The organism is Sphingomonas sp. SORGH_AS_0879, from assembly GCF_030819175.1.
Lineage (GTDB): Bacteria > Pseudomonadota > Alphaproteobacteria > Sphingomonadales > Sphingomonadaceae > Sphingomonas.
Genome location: NZ_JAUTBJ010000002.1, coordinates 2,316,981 through 2,335,928 on the forward strand (window position 1 = coordinate 2,316,981; position 18,948 = coordinate 2,335,928).

Genomic DNA, 18,948 nt, shown 5'->3' on the forward strand with positions numbered 1-18,948 from the left:
GCTGCTAGCAAGTCGAAACCGGGTTCGCCACCATCGTCCGGCAATTCCCGGCCCCCTTAAAGTTCTTCGCCCGCCAGCGTCGCGGCGGCCTGAATAACCGCCAAATGGGTCAGACCCTGCGGCATGTTGCCCAGATAATGGCCGGTTTTCGGATCGATCATCTCCGCATAGAGTCCGCATCCCCGGCTATCGAGCGCCTCGGTCGCGGCGTCGAACGCCTGTTGCGCCGCCTCCGTCTGTCCCAAGATCGCCCGCGCCTCGATCATCCAGAAGGTGCAGGCGAGGAAGCAGCCTTCCTCCTTGTGCATACCGGAATAGCGATAGTGGAAGGCCCCTTCCGCCAGTTCGCGGTCCAGCGCATCCAGCGTCCGCGCCAGCCGGTCCTGCCCGTCGAAGCGAAACCGCACCGCCAGCGCCAGGCTGGCGTCCAGCGCATCGCTGTCGGGATGCATCAGATAGGCGCCGCGCTTCTCCGACCAGCAATGCTCGCCGATCCATTGCTCGATCCGATCGCGCTCGCGCGCCCAGCGGTCGCGGCAGGTCGTAGGGATCTGTCCCTCATCGGCCAGTTCGACCGCGCGGGCCAGCGCCTGCCAGCAACTGATCTTCGACATGGTGTAATGGCGCTCCTCGGGCAATTCCCAGATGCCCGCATCCGGCAGGCGCCAACGATCAGCGCAGCTATCCGCCAGATGCGAAAGCGTTTCCGCGCTGGATGTGTCCAGGAAATTGCCGCACGCGACGAAGCGGCTCGCCGTCTCGAAGATATCGCCATAGATGCCGTGCTGATGCTGGCCGCCCGCCAGATTGCCGACACGCACCGGGCGGGAATGGCGATAACCGCTCACCGCGATCTCGCGTTCGGGCGGCACGGGCTGGCCCTCCAGCGTGTAGCAGACCTGCGGATCGCCTTCGCCCAGCCGCTTGAGCAGCCAAGTGAAGGCGGCCTTGGCCTCGCCATGCGCGCCGATGCGCAGGAAGGCTTTGATCGTGTAGCCCGCGTCGCGGACCCAGGCGTAGCGATAATCGTAATTCTTGGCGCCCCCTACCCCCTCGGGCAGCGAGGTGGTCGCCGCCGCCGTGATCGCGCCGGTCGGTGAGTAGAGCAGCAGCTTGAGCGCCAGCGCGTTGCGCAGGATGCGGTCGCGATGCTTCTCCGGCACGGTCAGATTCTCCGACCATTGCCGCCACTCGAAATCGGACAGGTCGATACGGGCGTCGACCTGCTCGATGTCCTGACAGACCAGCGGTTCGTCCTCGCCCGCGATGATCGCGATCCGCGCCCGGTCGCCCGGCCCGACCGCGGCGGTGCCCGTCACCAGCCCGTCCTCGACATGATCGATCGTCACATGCGAGCAGTGGCGGAACACGCCCAGCACCCGGTCGACATGGAAGACATTGTGCCCCCCGGCGGGCGCAAAATAGGGGCTGACCGTGTCGGCGCGGCGACTGAAGCGCAGGGTGATGGCGAAGCGGACATAACCGTCCAACCCCTCGACCCGCCGCGCCAGTTCCGCCCAGGGCAGTCGTCCGGCAGGGCCGCTGTTGATCGACTCGACCAGCTTGGCCCGGCCGCTCGCCGTCGTGAAGATCGTCTCCAGCACATTGCTGCTGGGGCGATAGGCGCGCTCGACGGTGAAGGGCTCGACAGGTGTGATCGAGAAGAGGCCGCCCCGCTCCCCATCGACCAGCCGGTCGAACAGCGGCGCGGAATCCATATTGGGCACGCACCACCAGTCGATCGAACCGTCCGCCCCGCTCAATGCGACGCTTCGCCCGTCCCCCATCGCGGCATAGTTTTCGAGATCGAGAAACCCGTCGGCGTCGCGGAGCGGATCGGCATGCTGATCGGGCAGGGTCACGTCGGCACAAGCTCCGCAAATGTCGGGAATGATGCAGGTTAGGTCGTGGAAACTCGTCAGACGCGTTAAATCTCCGTGGGACCTTCCCGGCATTGGCGCGTTGCAGCACCCGAACCGTCATTTGGGAGTATCGGCATGAGCCTGGCATCGGCACTGGGATTCGGCACGAAGAAGATTCGCTACGCCATGGTGGGTGCGGGTGACATCACCCAATCGGCGATGATGCCCGGCATAAGCCACACCGGCAATTCGGAGTTGACCGCGATCGTCACCGGTGACGCCGAGAAGGGACGCCTGCTCGCCAAGAAATATGGGGTCGAGCATGTCTATTCCTATGACGAGTTCGACAAGCTGCTGACCGCCAATGTCTGCGACGCGATCTATCTGGCGACGCCCAATTGGCGTCACGCGGAATTCGCCATCCCCGCGCTCGACGCCGGTATCCATGTGCTGTGCGAAAAGCCGCTGGAGATTTCGGTCGAGAAGGCCCGCACCATCCAGGATGCGGAGCGTCGGTCGAAGGCGAAGCTGATGACCGCCTATCGCCTGCATTTCGAACCCGGCACGCTGGATGCGATCGAGAAGATCCGCAACGGCGAACTGGGCGAACTGGTCGCCTTCACCTCCTGCTTCGGACAGAAGCTGGACCCCGACAATCACCGTGCCAAGCATGGGCTGGAAGCCGGGCCGCTGTTCGACATGGCCCCCTATCCGATCAACGCCATCCGCTATCTCTTCGGCGCCGAGCCGGTCGCGGTTGAGAGCGCCGTCGCCACGCGCCAGCCTAGCGCCGGGCTTGGCGATCTGGACGACACCTTCGCCGTCGTGCTGCGCATGCCCGGCGACAAGCTGGCCAGCTTCACCGTCAGCTATGCGATGAACAATGTCGACAGCCTGATCGTCGCGGGGATGAAGGGTTCGATCCATATGAGCCCGGCCTATGGCTTTCAGGCCGCGATCGAGCACGACGTCACCATCGGCGACAAGCAGAGCCATGAGAAATTCAAGCACACCGACCATTTCGGTGGCGAGATGCGCTATTTCTCCAACTGCATCCTGAACGATCGCGATCCCGAGCCGGATGCGGAAGAGGGCCTGTCGGACCTGCGGGTCATCGAGGGGATCGTGAAGGCGATGCAGACCGGCCAGCGCGTCGAACTGCCGCCCTTCACCCGCACCCGCCGCATCGACACGGCCAGCCAGCGCCAGACCCTGTCGGCGGTCAGCGCCCCCGAACCGGTCAAGGCCAAATCCCCAACCGGCTCGAATTGATCGGTATCAAGCCGATTTCGGCGGAGCGGAACGGCGATATCAATCGTTACGCTCGCGATGACACATAGTGTGTCGGGTTAGGGAGATGACGGTGGAAGATCGGGAAGAGCAGCTCCGCCAGCGGGCCTATGGCATTTGGCAGGCCGAGGGTGAGCCCCATGGCCGCGATCGCGAGCATTGGGAAATGGCCGAACGCGACCTCGCCCCCGCCCCGTCCGAAGCGTCCGACACGCCCGAGGTGGTGACGGAGGACGCCCCGAAGCCCGCCCAAAAGCCGGCACCTTCGCGTCGCAAGAAGGCGGAGGCTACCGCCATATCCGAACCCTCTTCCGAGGCGGAGCCCACCGCCAAGCCGAAAGCGCGCAAGCCCCGCGCCACCAAGACGGGCTGACCGGATGCCCCGATGGCGATCGGATCGGCCATCGGGGTACGCCCCCATGTTTCCCGCAATCCTGCCGTGTTGCCCTGTCGCATAGTCGTTCGACTTTTGCCGGAGACCTTCCTTGACCGCATTGCCCGACCAGATTCTTCCCGGCTCGCCGCACCCGCTCGGTGCCACCTTCGATGGTGAGGGCGTCAATTTCGCCGTCTTCTCGGCCAATGCCGACCGGATCGAGCTTTGCGTATTCGACCCGCAAGGCAAGCGCGAGCTGAAGCGCTATACGCTGCCCGAATGCACCGATGAGATTTGGCATGGCTATCTGCCCGATGTCGGTCCGGGCCTGCTCTACGGCTACCGCGCCCACGGCCCTTACGAGCCGGAGGCCGGTCATCGCTTCAATCCCAACAAGCTGTTGCTCGATCCCTATGCGCGCAAGCTGCATGGCGAGATCAAGTGGACCGACGCGCTGCACGGCTATCAGATCCGGTCCAAGAAAGAGGATCTCAGCTTCGACAAGCGTGATAGCGCCGCCGCCATGCCCAAGGCAGTGGTGGTGGACGATCACTTCGACTGGTCGCGCGACGTGAAGCCCAACACCCCCTGGTCGGAAACCGTCATCTACGAGGCCCATGTGAAGGGCCTGACCAAGCTGATGGAACTGGTTCCCCCGCGCGAGCGGGGCACCTATGCGGGACTCGGCCATCCGGCGGTCATCAAGCATCTGAAGCGGATCGGCGTCACCGCGATCGAACTCCTCCCGATCCACAGCTTCACCCAGGACCGGTTCCTTCAGGAAAAGGGGCTGCGCAATTACTGGGGCTACAACACCCTTGGTTTCTTCGCGCCCGAGCAGGCCTATTTCGCGACCGACACCCAGGATGAACTGCGCCGCGCGGTGCACAAGCTGCACAAGGCGGGGATCGAGGTGATCCTCGACGTCGTCTACAACCATACTTGCGAGGGATCGGAAAAGGGCCCGACCCTGTCCTGGCGCGGGCTGGACAATGCCAGCTATTATAGGCTGGTCCAGGATCAGCCGCGCTATACGATCAACGACACCGGCACCGGCAACACGTTGAACCTGTCCAAGGCGCGGGTGATCCAGATGGTGGCGGACTCGCTGCGCTATTGGGCGACCAGCTTCGGCGTGGACGGTTTCCGCTTCGACCTGGGCCTGACGCTGGGGCGCGAGGCGGACGGCTTCGATCCGGGTTCGGCCTTTTTCGACGTGCTGCGGCAGGACCCGGTGCTGGGGCGGCTGAAGCTGCTGACCGAGCCTTGGGACGTGGGACCGGGCGGCTATCAGCTCGGCAATTTCCCGCCCGGCTTCTCCGAGTGGAACGACAAATATCGCGACACGGTGCGCAAATTCTGGCGAGGCGACCCCGGCCAGCGCGGCGAACTGGCAGCGCGCCTGTCGGGTTCGGGCGACCTGTTCGACCGGCGGGCGCGACGTCCCTGGGCCAGCCTCAACATGCTCGCCGCGCATGACGGTTTCACGCTCGCGGATACCGTGATGTACGAGGAACGGCATAACGAGGCGAACAAGGAAGACAATCGCGACGGCCATTCGGAAAATTACTCGCGCAACTGGGGCGCGGAAGGGCCGACCGAGGACGAGAGCATCAACGCCGCGCGCGGTCGCGTGATGCGGTCGATGATGACGACCCTCCTCGCCTCGCTGGGCACGCCGATGATCGTGGCGGGCGACGAGTTCGGCCGGACGCAGCAGGGCAACAACAACGCCTATTGCCAGGACAATGAGATCAGCTGGCTCGACTGGAAGGCCGCCGCGTCCGAAGAGGGCGAGGCGATGATCGCCTTCACCGCGCGGCTTGCCGAACTGCGCCGCCGCTATCAGGTGCTGCGTGCGCCGCAATTCCTGTACGGGCAGGATACGCCGGGCCATGGCATCAACGATATCGAATGGTGGGACGAGCGCGGCGAGCAGTTGAGCGCCGAGGATTGGGACAATCCCGAGGGTCGCGCGCTGATGATGCGCCGCGCCGCCGCGACCGAGGACGGCGCGGTGGAGGCGGTATCGCTGCTGCTCAACGCCTCGCCCGATCCGATCACCTTCACCCTGCCCGCGCCCCATGTCTCACGCACCATCCTGATCGACAGCGCCAAGCCCGAACAGGGCGAGGTCGAGATTGAGGACAGCTATGAGGTCGAACCGCAGAGCGCGGTCCTGATCACATGGCGGGACGTGGTGTCCGCATGACGCATTGGGGCCCCGAACTGCGAGACGGCGCGGATACCCGGTTCCGCCTATGGGCGCCGGATCGGGACGCGGTGACACTGGAGATCGACGGCGCGCCATCGGTGCCGATGACCCGCGACGATGAGGGCTGGTTCACCGCCGAGGCCGCCGCCGGACCGGGCAGCCGATACCGCTTCCGGCTGGACGCCGATCTGGCGGTGCCCGATCCCGCTTCACGCCTCCAGTCGGGCGGTGTCCATGGCTGGAGCGTGGTGGTGGACCCAAGCTTCGCCTGGAGCGCGACCGAATGGCGCGGGCGGCCTTGGGAAGAAACGGTGCTGGTGGAGGTTCATGCGGGCACGCTGGGCGGCTTTGCCGGTATCCGCGAGCAACTCTCCGCCATCGCCGCGTCGGGGATCACCGCGATCGAGGTGATGCCGATCAACGCCTTCGGTGGGACCCGCAACTGGGGCTATGACGGCGTCCTGCCCTATGCCGTGGCGGAACCCTATGGCTCACCGGCGGAATTGAAGACGCTGGTCGATACCGCCCATGGCCTGGGGCTCTCCGTCTTCCTCGACGTGGTGTATAATCACTTCGGCCCGGACGGGAATTACCTGAACGCCTATGCCGGGGCCTTCTTCCATCCCGAGATCGACACCCCTTGGGGCGGCGCGGTGGCGGTGGATGCCGATCCGGTGCATCGATTCTTCGTCGACAACGCCCTGATGTGGTTGCGCGACTATCGGATCGACGGACTGCGCTTCGATGCGGTCCATGCCATCGCCAATGACGGCTTTCTCGACCGGATGGCGAGCGAGATCCGTGCCGCCCTGCCCGAACGCCATGTGCATCTCGTTCTGGAAAACGAGAAGAACGATGCCGAACGATTGGGGCCGGGCCGCTATGACGCACAATGGAACGACGATTTCCACAATGTCCTGCATGTCCTGCTGACGGGTGAAACCAGTGCCTATTATGGCGATTTCGCCGAACGCCCCGCCGAACGGCTCGCGCGCTGTTTGAAGGATGGGTTCATCTATCAGGGCGAAGGCTCGCCCAATCATGACGGCGCGCCGCGCGGCAAGCCGTCCGGCCATCTGCCGAGCACCGCCTTCGTCGCCTTTCTGCAAAATCACGATCAGGTCGGCAACCGCGCCATGGGCGAGCGGCTGATACACCTGACCGATCGAGACAGGTTGCGCGCGGCGACCGCGTTGCTGTTGCTCGGCCCGCAAATCCCCCTGTTGTTCATGGGTGAGGATGAAGGCAGCGAAAGCCCCTTCCTGTTCTTCACCGACTTTCACGACGAGCTGGCCGATGCGGTGCGCGAAGGCCGCCGTCGTGAATTCGCCAAGTTCGATGCCTTCGCCGACGAGGAAGCGCGCAAGAATATTCCCGATCCCAATGCCGCCGCGACCTTCGAGGCTTCGATCCCCAAGCCCGGCCCCGCCGCCGGGGAATGGCGCGCGCTGTATCGCGAATTGCTGAGCCTGCGCCGGACGCACATCGTCCCCCGCCTGAAAGGCGCGGTCGGGCTGTCGGCGGAAGTGCAGGGCGATGCGGGCGTCAAGGCGCGCTGGCGGATGGCCGATGGTGCGACGCTGACCATCGCGATCGACCTGGGCGACGCGCCGACATTGCCCGAGGGGGAAGAAGGCAATCCGATCTATCGTGAGGGCGACCGCTTCGCCGCCTGGATCGAGACATGAGCGATCTTCACGCCCGCGCCGAAGCGGCCGGACTGTCGCTGCAATGGCAGGATGCCAAGGGAAAGATGCAGACGGTATCCGACGAGGTGCTGACGGCCATTCTCGAACGGCTGGATACCGATACGGGCGAGCCGACCTTCCTGTCCGGGGATGTGGGGCGGGAACTCGCCCTGCCTCAGTGCTGGAAGGCTGGCCCTGCGCTACTGACGCTGGAGATCGGCGAAACCCTCTCAGTCACCTTGGCGGGGGACGGCGAAGACATTCGCCTGCCTGCCCAGACTCTATCGGGCTATCATCGGCTGGAGCAGGACGGGCGACAGGTCACGCTCGCCATTGCCCCGCCGCGATGCCCGGCACCGCCAGCCGGGCGCCATTGGGGCAGCGCGGTCCAGATACCGTCCTTGCGCGAAGGCGGCGGTGCTTATGGCGATTTCGCCAGCCTGGCCGAGGCAGCCTGGGCTCTCGGACAAGCCGGAGCAGCCGCACTGGCGATCAGTCCGGTCCATGCGCTTTTCCCGGCGGATGCAAGCCGCTTCAGCCCCTATGCCCCCTCAAGCCGCCTGTTCCGCAACATCTGGCTCGCCCCGGCGGGGGAGCCGGTCGTTCAGGAGGACGAGCTGATCGACTGGGCCAGCGCCGCGCCCGATCGGATGCGGGACTTGCGGCTGGCCTATGACCGGCTTTCCGAAGTCGAGCAGCAGGCGTTCGCCGACTGGCGCGAGCGGGCCGGAGAGAGGCTGGAGGCTCAGGCCCGCTATGACGCGCTCCACGCCTATTTCCACCAGCGGGACCGCGCCGCCGGATGGCCCGATTGGCCTAGCGCCTATCATGATCCGACCGGCGACGCGGTGGCGGCTTTCGCCGCCGAGCACCAAGACGCGATCCGCTTCCATGCATTCGCACAGTGGCATGCCGACCGTGCGTTGCAGACGGCTTCGGATGCCGCGCGTGCGAGCGGCATGGCGATCGGCCTGATCGCCGACCTCGCCATCGGCGTCGCGGGCAACGGGGCCGATGGCTGGAGCCGGCCGCAGGATCTGCTGACCGGCCTGTCGATCGGCGCACCGCCCGATCCGCTGGGCCCGAACGGACAGAATTGGGGGATCACTGCCCTCTCCCCCTTCGCGCTGCGCCGAAAGGGTTTTGCCCCCTTCATCCAGACGCTTCGTGCCGTCTTCGCCCATGCGGGCGGGGTGCGGATCGACCACGCGCTGGGGCTGTGTCGCCTGTGGGTGGTGCCTGATGGCGCCCCCGCCGATCAGGGTGCCTATCTGGCGATGCCCTTCGCCGACATGCTGCGCATCCTGAAGATCGAGGCGCACCGAGCCAATGACGGGCGCGGGGCGATCGTGATCGGGGAAGATTTAGGCACCGTACCTCCGGGCTTTCGCGATGTGATGGCGGACGCCGGGATGCTCGGGATGCGCGTCCTGCCGTTCGAGCGGGACGAGGATGGTGCCTTCACGCCGCCCGACCGCTGGGACGAACAGGCGATCGCGATGACCGCGACGCACGACATCCCGACCGTCGCGGGATGGTGGAAGGGGCGCGATCTGGAATGGCGCGCGCAAATCGCCGGGCATCCTGTCGCGACCGAGGATCGCCGGACCCGTGCCGAGGAACGGACGGCGCTTTGGCAGAGCCTCGGCAAAGGGGAACCCGAGCCGGTGGACCCCGTTCCGGTCGTAGAGGCAGCCGTGCGCGGCGTGGCTTCGACCCCCTGCCCGCTCGCCATCGTTCCGATCGAGGACCTGTTGGGACTGGACGAGCAACCCAATCTGCCCGGCACCACGGACGAGCATCCCAACTGGCGCCGCCGCCTGCCAAGTGAACTGGCCTCCGCTCTCTGCGATCCCGCCGTCTCGCGTCGGATCGCGATCCTCAACGCCCGCTGACCGGCCTCTCGCCCAAAAGGACTGCGCCCATGACCCCGCGCGCGACATACCGCTTTCAGTTTCACATGGGCTTCCCCTTTGCCGAGGCGGAGGCGCTGATCCCCTATCTCGACCGGCTGGGGATCAGTCATGTCTATGCCTCGCCGATCACCACCGCGGCGGCGGGATCGATGCATGGTTACGACGTGATCGACCCGACCCGGATCAACCCCGAATTGGGCGGCGAAGCGGCATTCCGCAGCCTGTCCGAAGCGGCGCGTCGGCACGGGATGGGCGTCATCATCGATATCGTCCCCAACCATATGGGCGTAGCGGGCGGCGGAAATCGCTGGTGGAACGATGTGCTGGCCCATGGACAGGCCAGCCGCTATGCGCGGTTCTTCGACATCGACTGGTCGCGCAAGCTGGTCCTGCCGATCCTGGGCGAGCCGCTGACGAAGGTGATCGCGGACGGTCAGATCACCGTCGAGCGTCGTGAGGGACGTGCGGAGATCGTGGCGTATGGCGAACACCGCCTGCCCCTCTGCGACGAGGATCAGGACGCGGCGGAGACCATCGCCCTGCCGGAATTGCTCGACCGGCAGCATTACCGACTGGCGTCATGGCGCGTATCCAATGACGAACTGAATTGGCGGCGCTTTTTCACCATCAACGATCTGGCCGGGCTGCGCGTCGAGGACGATGCGGTTTTCGAGGAAACGCATGCGCTGTATTTCCGCCTGTATGAGGAGGGGCTGATCGACGGCGTTCGGATCGACCATGTCGACGGACTGACCGATCCCTTCGGCTATTGCCGCAGACTTCGCGCGCGTTTCGATGCCATCGCCCGCGATGACGGCAACCGCGCCTATATCGTGGTGGAGAAGATCCTCGCCGCCGATGAAGCGATGGGCAGCGACTGGGGCGTCGACGGCACCAGCGGCTATGACTTCATGGAAGAGGTTGCCGCGCTTCTCCACGCTCCCGAAGGGACCCGTCCGCTGGGCGAGCTATGGGCCCAGTTGAGCGGTCGCTCGGTCGAATTCGCACCGGAGGAATTGCAGGCGCGCCAGGACCTGTTGTCCTGGCAGTTCGCGGGGCAGTTGGACCAATGTGTCGCCGCCTTTGCAAAGCTCCTCGCCTCGGTGCCCGAGCTTGAGGGTGCGATCACCACCGCGATGCTGCGGCGCGCGATCGAGCGCCTGCTTTGGGTCTTTCCCGTCTATCGCACCTATGGCCCCGACGCGCCCGAAACCGATGAACCGATCCGGGCCGAAGTGCGCCAACGGGTCGCCCGCTTCGTGCCGCCGGGGGAAGCTTTCGTGGTGGACCGGATACTGGATTGGCTTTCCGGCGAAGGACCGGGCGACGAAGTCCTTTTGAGCGAAGCGGTACGGCGCTTTCAGCAGCTGTCCGCCCCCATCGCGGCGAAGGCGGTCGAGGACACGGCCTTTTATCGCCATGCCATCCTCCTCTCGCGCAACGATGTCGGGTTCGATGCGGGCCGGTTGAGCCTGTCCGTCGCCGCATTCCATGAACGCATGGCGGGTCGGGCGGAGCGCTTTCCCCATGCCATGCTGACCACGGCGACGCACGACCACAAGCGTGGCGAGGATGTCCGCGCACGGCTCGCGGTGCTTAGCGCGATACCGGATCGATGGCGCGAGCAGGTCAAGCAATGGGAACGACAGACCATGGCTCTATCGGAGGGCCTCGACCCGGCGGACTGGTATATGCTGATCCAGACGCTGGTCGGCGCATGGCCCGAGCCCGACGACATGGCCGACTTCGCCGAGCGCATCGCCGCCTGGCAGGAGAAGTCGCTCCGCGAGGCGAAGCTCCGTTCGTCCTGGGAAGCCCCGGACAGCGACTATGAAGCCCGATGCAACGCGCTGGCCAAGGCGCTGATCGAGGAGGACGCCGGGGCGGAATTCCGCGACGGGATGACGCGATTGCTGGCCGATATCGCACCGGCGGCGCGGGCCAATAGCCTGGTGCAGGTCGCCTTGCGCTACACGATGCCCGGCATTCCCGATTGCTATCAGGGCACCGAGTTCGCCGATCTGAGCCTGGTCGATCCCGACAATCGTCGTCCCGTCGACTATGCCGCACGCGAGCAGGCGCTGGAAAGTGGGGGCGTCGCCAAGCAGGCACTGATCGCCGACCTGCTTCGCCTTCGCCGGGCCGACCCCGACTTGTTCACGACCGGCTCCTACCATCCCCTGCCGATCACCGGACATGGACGCGACCGGGCGATCGCCTTCGAGCGGCGACAGGGCGCTACCAGCCTGCTCTGCGTCTCCGGCCTGAGGCTGGCGGCCTTGATGGATGCGGATGGCCGGATCGACTGGCGCGATACGGAGGTCGCGTTGCCCGAGGGCCCCAAGCGTCTGGCGGAGCTGCTGAACGACGGGCCGGTCTGGTATCAATTGCGTCCGGCCTGACGATGGACGAACTGCCCCCGGACTTCTATGCGCGCGACGTCGATCAGGTCGCGCGCGCGCTGATCGGGGTTACACTGACGGTCGGGGGCGTCGGCGGCCCGATCGTGGAGACCGAGGCCTATGACATGGCCGACCCCGCTTCGCACAGCTTCATCGGTCGGACCGCACGCAACGCGGCGATGTTCGGGCCGCCGGGTAGTGCCTATGTCTATCGCATCTACGGTCTTCACCACTGCCTGAACATCGTCTGTGGCACACCGGGCAGCGCCGTGCTGATCCGCGCCATCGAACCGCGTCAGGGCCTGGACGTGATGCAGACCCGGCGCGGTGCGCGGATCGCGCCCCGGCTGCTTTGCGCGGGACCGGGGCGGCTATGCGCCGCCCTGGCGATCGACCGCGATCTCGACGGCGTCTCGCTGACGTCGCCGCCTTTCCTTCTGACCCAAGCGTCCGGGCAGTCCGATATCGTCAGCGGTCCCCGCATCGGCATTTCGCAGGCCGTGGACCGGCAACGACGCTATGGCGCGAGGCATTCGCCCTGGCTCAGCCGTCCCTTTCCGAACGAAAGCGCCGCATCGCAACATAGATAAACGCAACTTTCGACCGCAGCGCACAAACTAATTTCCTTGCTCTTGGCCGTATTTCGACACAGCCTCCTGTCATAACAAGAAAAGGGCGAGTCGATGGAGTGGATCAAGGTCCTGGCGGTTGTCGCCATGGTCTATGGCATTTGGGCGGCCTATCGTTCGCTGGGCGCTCCTGTTCGTCATGACGGCGCTCGTTATTTCCGCCAGCCGGACGGTAGTTTCCGCCGGTGGTATGGCGGTCGGCGCTTTACCGCTTCGGAAGTGGGAATGCCCGATCAGGGCTGATTGTCCGCCGGTCAGCTACCGTACACATCCGCCGGGTTAGGGGATGGTCTTTGCGGCCCGATCTTCGGGTCGATCGAGGACTTCGGCCTTCATGTTTGCCAATCCGGGCGTTCCCCTGCCCCTGGTCATCATCGTCATTGCCTTCGTCGCCGCCGGTATCCTGGCGCGGCGGGTGCCGATTTTGCGGGTGGCGATCAGTCTGGTCAGTTGGGTCCTGCTGGCGGGCCTGCTGTTCGTCGTGCTGCAACAGCGCGAACAATTCGATCCCTATATCCAGCGCGCGATGCAGATCCTGAACTTGCAGGATCAAAGCGTCGTCGGCGACACGGTGCGCATCCGCATGGCGCCTGACGGGCATTTCTGGGCGCGGGTGACGATCGACGGCGTCACCCGCCGGATGCTGGTCGATAGCGGCGCGACCCTGACCGCTTTGTCGACCGACACCGCGCGTGCGGCGGGGCTCCGTCCCGCCGCGCCGGTCTTTCCGGTGGTGCTCAACACCGCGAATGGGATGATCCGCGCACAAACCGCACGCGTCCAGTCGCTGCGCATCGGCACGATCCGCGCCGACAATGTCCCCGTCGTCGTGTCGGCGGCATTCGGCGAGACCGACGTGCTGGGCATGAATTTCCTGTCCCGGCTGAAGAGTTGGCGCGTCGAGGGCTCGACCCTGATCCTGGAGCCCCATCATCCCCAGCCGCCGGCGGAGCCCTCATGACGGGTCGGCGGAAAGCTGATGGAGATCAACGTAATTGACGCTCCTGCCGATTGACTTGACGATGTAGCTTTTTCATGCCCGAACCCATGACCACTCCCCTGTCGCGTATGCTGTCGCTCCCGCCGCAGCTCGACCGATATGTTGCCCAGGCCCTGGACGCGGGCGACTTTCCCGATGAGCAGGCCCTGTTGCGCGCCGCGATCGAGCGGCTGCGTATGGAAAGCGGCCCCGTCGATCCCAAGAGCTGGCTGATCGGGGGCGGCGAATGTGGGCAGCGGGTGCGCGACCATGACTGGTCGGCGACGCCGCTCGGCCCGATCTGCGGATGGCCGGGCGAGTTGCGCACCACGGTCGCCAATATCGTCCATTCGCCGATCGCCAAGGTTCTGATGTGGGGCGATGCCCATGTCATGATCTACAACGACGCCTATCGTGCGATCGTGGGGCCGCGCCATCCTGCGGCCTTTGGCGGACTGGTGCCGGATGTCTGGCCCGAAATCTGGGACTGGAACCAGTCTATTCTGGACCGCGGCTTTCAGGGTGAGGACGTCGCCTATCGCGACCAGACCCTGATCGTCACGCGCGCGGGCGTCCAGGAAGAGGTGGTGTTCGACCTTTATTACACCCCGGTCTATGTCGAGCGGAATTCGGTCGGCGGCGTGATGTGCACCGTCGTCGAGAATACCGGGCGGGTCGCGGCGGAGCGCCGCCTGGCCGAGAGCGAGGCGGAGTTGCGGGTCATCACCGATTCGCTTCCGATGCTGGTCGCCTTTGTCGACCGGGATCAGTGCTACCGTTTCGCCAACGACTATTACCGCGATTTCCTCGGCGTCGATCCCAATGCGATGATCGGGACCCGGATCGCCGATGTCCTGACCGAAGAGGATTATGCCGAGCGTCTGCCCCTGATCGAGCGCGCGCTGGCGGGCGAAGAGGTGGTGGCCGACGTCCATATCCACCACCGGGACGGCAGCCGTCGCCGGGCCGAGACCCGCTATCTCCCCCGGCGCGACGCGGATGGCAGCGTGGTCGGCTTCCATATCCTGGTGTTCGACGTCGATGAGCGGATGCGCCATGCCGACGCGATCGAGCGGAGCAATCGCCGCTTCCGCGCCGCGATGGACGCGGTGCACGGCGTGCTGTGGACCAACAGCGCGGATGGCCGGATGGTCGGCGAGCAGCCCGGCTGGGCGGCGATCACGGGCCAGACACTTAAGGAATATCAGGGTTTCGGCTGGGCGAACGCGGTGCATCCCGATGACGCCGCCGCCACCGTCGCCGCCTGGAACGAGGCGGTCGCCGCCAAGGGCCAGTTCATCCATGAACATCGTGTCCGCCGTCACGACGGCGTCTGGCGCACCTATGCCATCCGCGCTCTGCCGATCATCGGCGCGGACGGCGAACTGATCGAGTGGGTCGGGGTCCATACCGACATCACCGAACAGCGCGCCGCCGAACAGGCCCTGCGCGATCAGGCGAATGTGCTCGCGCGCCAGGTCCATCACCGCGAACGCGCCGAGGCGCAACTCCGCCAGCTCAACGAGACGCTGGAGAGCCGCGTCATCGAGGAGATCGCCGAGCGACGCCAGGCCGAGATGAAGCTCGCCCAGGCGCAGAAGATGGAGACGATCGGCAAGCTGACCGGCGGTGTCGCCCACGATTTCAACAACCTGCTTCAGGTCGTGTCGGGCAATCTCCAGTTGCTCGGCAAGGACGTGGCGGGCAACGACCGCGCCGAACAGCGCGTCGCCAATGCCATGGCGGGCGTCTCTCGCGGGTCGAAGCTCGCGGCGCAGTTGCTCGCCTTCGGCCGTCGCCAGGCGTTGGAGCCCAAGGTCGTCAACGTCACCCGCTTCGTTCAAGGGATGGACGACATGCTCCGCCGTGCGATCGGCGAGGGCGTGGAGATCGAGACGATCGTCGGTGGCGGTCTGTGGAACACCTTCATCGATCCCAACCAGATCGAGAATGCGCTGCTGAACCTGGCAATCAACGCGCGCGACGCGATGAATGGCCAGGGCAAGCTGACCATTGAGTTGAGCAACGCCCATCTCGACGACGATTACGCGCGCACCCATGACGAGGTGACGCCGGGCCAATATGTGATGCTGGCCGTGTCCGACACCGGCAGCGGTATGTCGGAAGAGATCATCCAGAAGGTCTTCGAGCCCTTTTTCTCGACCAAGAGCGAAGGCAAGGGATCGGGCCTCGGGCTGTCGATGGTCTATGGCTTCGTCAAACAGTCGGGCGGCCATGTGAAGATCTATTCCGAGATCGGCCATGGCACGACGATCAAGCTCTATCTGCCCCGCGCGATGGAGGCCGAGGATGTCGAGATCGCGGTCGATACCGGCCCGATCACCGGCGGCTCCGAAACGGTTCTGGTCGTCGAGGACGATGCCGAGGTGCGCGGGACCGTGGTCGAGTTGCTGTCGGACCTGGGCTACCGCGTGCTGAAGGCGGTGGATGCGCAGAGCGCGCTCAACGTCATCGAGAGCGGCATTCCGATCGACATCCTCTTCACCGATGTCGTCATGCCCGGCACGCTGAAAAGCCCCGAACTCGCCCGCAAGGCGCGCGAGCGGCTGCCTGATATCGCGGTCCTCTTCACCTCGGGTTACACCGAGAATTCGATCGTCCATGGCGGGCGGCTGGACAAGGGCGTCGAGCTTTTGTCCAAGCCCTATACCCGTGAGGCGCTGGCGCGGAAATTCCGCCATGTGCTCGCCAATCAGCGGCAGCGGCGCATGGCGGTATCCGGCGCGCCGCGGGACTTGCCCGGGCGGGATGCCAAGGCGACGGACGAACCGACGCCGCGACCGCTGCATGACGGGCGAACGATCCTTTTGGTGGAGGATGACGATCTGATCCGCGCCAACACGGCGGAAACATTGCAGGAAGCGGGCTTCGTCGTCGTCCACGCGGTGACGGCGGAAGAGGCGATGACGGCGCTGCAAACCGCGCAGATCGACGTGCTGGTGACCGACCTGAACCTGCCGGGCGAATCGGGCATCGAGCTTGCCAAGCGTTCGCGGCAGCTTCGCCCGAGCCTGTCGGTCGTCTTCGCGACGGGGGATGGCGGTATGGCGGCGGAGGCGGCGGACATGAACGCCGCGCTGCTGACCAAGCCCTATACGGCGGATCGGCTGATCGCCGCGATCCGTGGTCAGCTTGAAATTATGGAGCAGGCGACCCGGGCTTGATCCGGGCCGCCTACCCCTTTTCGGTCGGGCTCATGCCGGAGGGGGGCGGCAGAGGAACCCTTGCGAAACCGTGTGTCGGTTAACGGGCCTTCCAGCCCTCGATAGCGGCGAAGGTGATGATCACCGCCAGCACCAGCAGAGCACCCTGCAATTCCAGTGCGGTCAAATCGAACTCCATCGTCATCGGCTATCTCCCGAGTGATGTCCAAACCCCAGTGTCCGGATGGCTCTCCCCCTGGGGAGAGCACGAACGCACACCAATTCGGCGAGAAGGATGATCCGACGCTCGGTCGCGGCGGCATCCTGCCTCTGCGATCAGTAAATACGCTTTGAGTTTTGCTGTCGTGCAGCGAAAACGTGACAAATCATGTCCGGCAATGCGCAAGGCGAATTTCAGCGCAAAGCCCGCCTTCCGCACGGTTGGCGAGGGTCAGCACACCGCCTTCCGCCGCGACCACCCGCGCGACGATCGACAGGCCCAGGCCGAAACCCACCGTATCGCGCCGCCGCGCGGTATCCAGCCGGACGAACGGCTCCAGCACCAGCTCCAGCGACTCCTCCGGGATACCCGGCCCGTCATCTTCGACCCGGATACGGACATCGTCGCCCGGATCGGTCCGCAGCGTGATGATCGCATGTTCGCCGTAATGCAGCGCGTTCTCGACCAGATTGGTGAGCGCGCGCTTCATCCCGAAGCGGCGCAGGCGGCAATCGAAATGGTCGGGCCCGACATAGCGGACATCGCGACCGTGATCGGCGGCATCGTCGGCCAGATTGGCGCACAGGATCGCCAGGTCGGTCAGTTCGGGTTGCTCGGCATCGCCCTCGCCGCCCAGAAACGCCATGAGGGAGGAAACCATCGCCTCCATCTCCTCGATATCCCTGCCGATCGCCTCGCGCACGTCATCGTCGCGAATGGCATCGGCGCGCAGCCTGAGCCGGGCGAGCGGAGTGCGCAGGTCGTGGCCGACCGCCGCCAGCGCCCTTGTCCGCTCTTCGATCAACCGACCGATCCGCGCCTGCATCCGGTTGAAGGCGCGGGTCACGTGGCGCACCTCGCCCGGCCCGCGTTCGGGGACGAGCAACGCCGCCCCCTTTCCCCCGCCCTGCCCGCGTCCCAAAGTATCGGCGGCGCGGGCGAGTGTCCTCAGCGGATGCAGAATCCGCCCGATCAACGCACCGCTCAGCAGCATCAGTGCGATCGCCGGGATCAACGCGAGAAGCACGCGCCCGAGCGCCAGGTCGAGCGTCCGGACCCCTTCGCGCATCCGGAAGCTCAACAGCGACCCATCGTCCAGCCGCAAATCCCCCGACACCACCGAAGTCCGCCCCGGGGAGGTCAGCCGAAGATGAATGTCCGTCGCCGCCAGCGAAGGCTCCCAATCGACGATCTGGCGACGCATGCTGTCCATCGCGGGCGCGATGGTGGGTCGGGGCGGCGCTACCGACGACCAACTGACGATATAGCGGTCGGTGGTCAGTTCCTCCGCCACCTCGGGCCGCTCGAAGGCGCGCCGCTCGTTCAGCACCCGGCGCGCGACGATCAGATGCTCGGCCAGCCGCCGCGCCTCGTCATCGCGGACCGAGACATGGCTGGCCCGCTCGTAGAGATAGGTGGAGACCGCGAACTCGATCGTCACCGCCAGCAGCAGGATCGCGACGATCCGGCCGAGCAGGCCGACCGAGGGGCGGATCACCGCCGTTCCACCGGCACGTTGAGCATATAGCCGACGCCGCGTACGGTGACGATCGGCGCGGCGCCCCCGGCCCCCGACAATTTGCGGCGCAGGCGGCTGACCAGCACGTCGATGCTGCGGTCCGAACTATCACCGATCCGCGCCCGCGACAGCTCGATCAGGCGCTCACGTGCGACGACCCGCTGCGCATTGTCGAGAAAGGCGACCAGCAGATCGAACTCCGCGCCGGTCAACTCCACCTGCGCGCCCGATGGCGACATCAGCTCGCGACGCGGCAGATTCGCGGTCCAGCCGTCGAAACCCAATATGCCCGCTTCCCGTTCGCCCGGCGCGTTCTCCAGCCCGCCGCGACGCAGCACGGCACGGATCCGCGCCACCAGTTCGCGCGTGCCGAACGGCTTGGCCAGGTAATCGTCCGCACCCAGTTCCAGACCGACGACCCGGTCGACCTCGCTGCCCTTGGCGCTGATGAAGATGATCGGGACCGCCTTCTTCTGACGAATCTGGCGGCACAGATCGATGCCGCTGGTGCCGGGCAGCATGATGTCGAGCAGGATCAGGTCGATCTGCCCGACCTCCAGCGCCTGCCACATCTCGGGCGCGGCATTGGCCAGCTTGACGGCGAAACCATTCTCCTGAAGCGCGCGGGCGGTCAGGGTGCGGAGGGCGGGATCGTCCTCGACGATCAGGATGGTGGGCGGGGTCACCC

Annotated in this window: 13 protein-coding genes; 10 read left to right on the forward strand and 3 right to left on the reverse strand. The window is 65.7% G+C overall.

Going from position 1 to position 18,948, the window contains the following annotated elements:
* Positions 1-56 precede the first annotated feature (56 nt).
* Positions 57-1,862, reverse strand: coding sequence for a glycoside hydrolase family 15 protein (locus QE379_RS11595; RefSeq protein WP_307000670.1), 1,806 nt, complete (start codon positions 1,860-1,862; stop codon positions 57-59).
* 135 nt (positions 1,863-1,997) lie between these two features.
* Between QE379_RS11595 and QE379_RS11600 the strand changes: the two genes are divergently transcribed.
* The 10 genes from QE379_RS11600 (at position 1,998) to QE379_RS11645 (ending at position 16,542) form a co-directional block, all read left to right on the forward strand.
* A complete protein-coding gene (locus QE379_RS11600; protein ID WP_307000672.1) occupies positions 1,998-3,134 on the forward strand; it encodes a Gfo/Idh/MocA family protein in 1,137 nt (378 codons plus the stop codon).
* Positions 3,135-3,219: 85 nt separating this feature from the next.
* Positions 3,220-3,525 (forward strand): DUF2934 domain-containing protein, encoded by a 306-nt coding sequence (locus tag QE379_RS11605; RefSeq protein WP_307000675.1) that lies wholly within the window; start codon positions 3,220-3,222, stop codon positions 3,523-3,525.
* Positions 3,526-3,637: 112 nt separating this feature from the next.
* A complete protein-coding gene (glgX, locus tag QE379_RS11610) occupies positions 3,638-5,740 on the forward strand; it encodes a glycogen debranching protein GlgX (protein ID WP_307000677.1) in 2,103 nt (700 codons plus the stop codon).
* Positions 5,737-7,431, forward strand: coding sequence for a malto-oligosyltrehalose trehalohydrolase (gene treZ, locus QE379_RS11615; protein ID WP_307000679.1), 1,695 nt, complete (start codon positions 5,737-5,739; stop codon positions 7,429-7,431). The genes glgX and treZ overlap by 4 nt, the downstream gene beginning before the upstream one ends.
* Positions 7,428-9,326 (forward strand): 4-alpha-glucanotransferase, encoded by a 1,899-nt coding sequence (malQ, locus tag QE379_RS11620; protein ID WP_307000681.1) that lies wholly within the window; start codon positions 7,428-7,430, stop codon positions 9,324-9,326. The genes treZ and malQ overlap by 4 nt, the downstream gene beginning before the upstream one ends.
* 29 nt (positions 9,327-9,355) lie before the next feature.
* The gene (gene treY, locus QE379_RS11625; RefSeq protein ID WP_307000683.1) at positions 9,356-11,749 is read left to right on the forward strand and encodes a malto-oligosyltrehalose synthase; all 2,394 of its coding nucleotides are present in this window, start codon (positions 9,356-9,358) and stop codon (positions 11,747-11,749) included.
* Positions 11,750-11,751: 2 nt separating this feature from the next.
* Positions 11,752-12,339, forward strand: coding sequence for a DNA-3-methyladenine glycosylase (locus QE379_RS11630; protein WP_307000685.1), 588 nt, complete (start codon positions 11,752-11,754; stop codon positions 12,337-12,339).
* Between the two features lie 93 nt (positions 12,340-12,432).
* Entirely contained in the window at positions 12,433-12,621 is a 189-nt protein-coding gene (locus QE379_RS11635) for a hypothetical protein (protein WP_267433316.1), read from the forward strand.
* A gap of 91 nt (positions 12,622-12,712) precedes the next feature.
* Positions 12,713-13,339 carry a TIGR02281 family clan AA aspartic protease gene (locus tag QE379_RS11640; RefSeq protein WP_307000688.1) on the forward strand — a complete coding sequence of 209 codons (627 nt, stop codon included), beginning with the start codon at positions 12,713-12,715 and terminating at the stop codon, positions 13,337-13,339.
* A 74-nt stretch (positions 13,340-13,413) separates the two neighbouring features.
* Positions 13,414-16,542 (forward strand): PAS domain-containing protein, encoded by a 3,129-nt coding sequence (locus QE379_RS11645; RefSeq protein WP_307000690.1) that lies wholly within the window; start codon positions 13,414-13,416, stop codon positions 16,540-16,542.
* Between the two features lie 365 nt (positions 16,543-16,907).
* Here the strand turns inward: QE379_RS11645 and QE379_RS11650 are convergent, their stop codons facing one another.
* Both QE379_RS11650 and QE379_RS11655 read right to left on the reverse strand, forming a co-directional pair.
* Positions 16,908-18,239, reverse strand: a complete 1,332-nt coding sequence (locus tag QE379_RS11650) for an ATP-binding protein (RefSeq protein ID WP_307000693.1) — start codon at positions 18,237-18,239, stop codon at positions 16,908-16,910.
* Positions 18,236-18,946, reverse strand: a complete 711-nt coding sequence (locus QE379_RS11655; RefSeq protein WP_307000695.1) for a response regulator — start codon at positions 18,944-18,946, stop codon at positions 18,236-18,238. The genes QE379_RS11650 and QE379_RS11655 overlap by 4 nt, the downstream gene beginning before the upstream one ends.
* Positions 18,947-18,948: the final 2 nt, after the last annotated feature.

What these genes read in the sequence shown, in the direction of transcription:
- QE379_RS11600 (WP_307000672.1), top strand. Translation starts at nt 1,998, where the DNA reads ATGAGCCTGGCATCGGCACTGGGATTCGGCACGAAGAAGATTCGCTAC.
- QE379_RS11605 (WP_307000675.1), top strand. Translation starts at nt 3,220, where the DNA reads ATGACGGTGGAAGATCGGGAAGAGCAGCTCCGCCAGCGGGCCTATGGC.
- treZ (WP_307000679.1), top strand. Translation starts at nt 5,737, where the DNA reads ATGACGCATTGGGGCCCCGAACTGCGAGACGGCGCGGATACCCGGTTC.
- malQ (WP_307000681.1), top strand. Translation starts at nt 7,428, where the DNA reads ATGAGCGATCTTCACGCCCGCGCCGAAGCGGCCGGACTGTCGCTGCAA.
- treY (WP_307000683.1), top strand. Translation starts at nt 9,356, where the DNA reads ATGACCCCGCGCGCGACATACCGCTTTCAGTTTCACATGGGCTTCCCC.
- QE379_RS11630 (WP_307000685.1), top strand. Translation starts at nt 11,752, where the DNA reads ATGGACGAACTGCCCCCGGACTTCTATGCGCGCGACGTCGATCAGGTC.
- QE379_RS11635 (WP_267433316.1), top strand. Translation starts at nt 12,433, where the DNA reads ATGGAGTGGATCAAGGTCCTGGCGGTTGTCGCCATGGTCTATGGCATT.
- QE379_RS11640 (WP_307000688.1), top strand. Translation starts at nt 12,713, where the DNA reads ATGTTTGCCAATCCGGGCGTTCCCCTGCCCCTGGTCATCATCGTCATT.
- QE379_RS11645 (WP_307000690.1), top strand. Translation starts at nt 13,414, where the DNA reads ATGCCCGAACCCATGACCACTCCCCTGTCGCGTATGCTGTCGCTCCCG.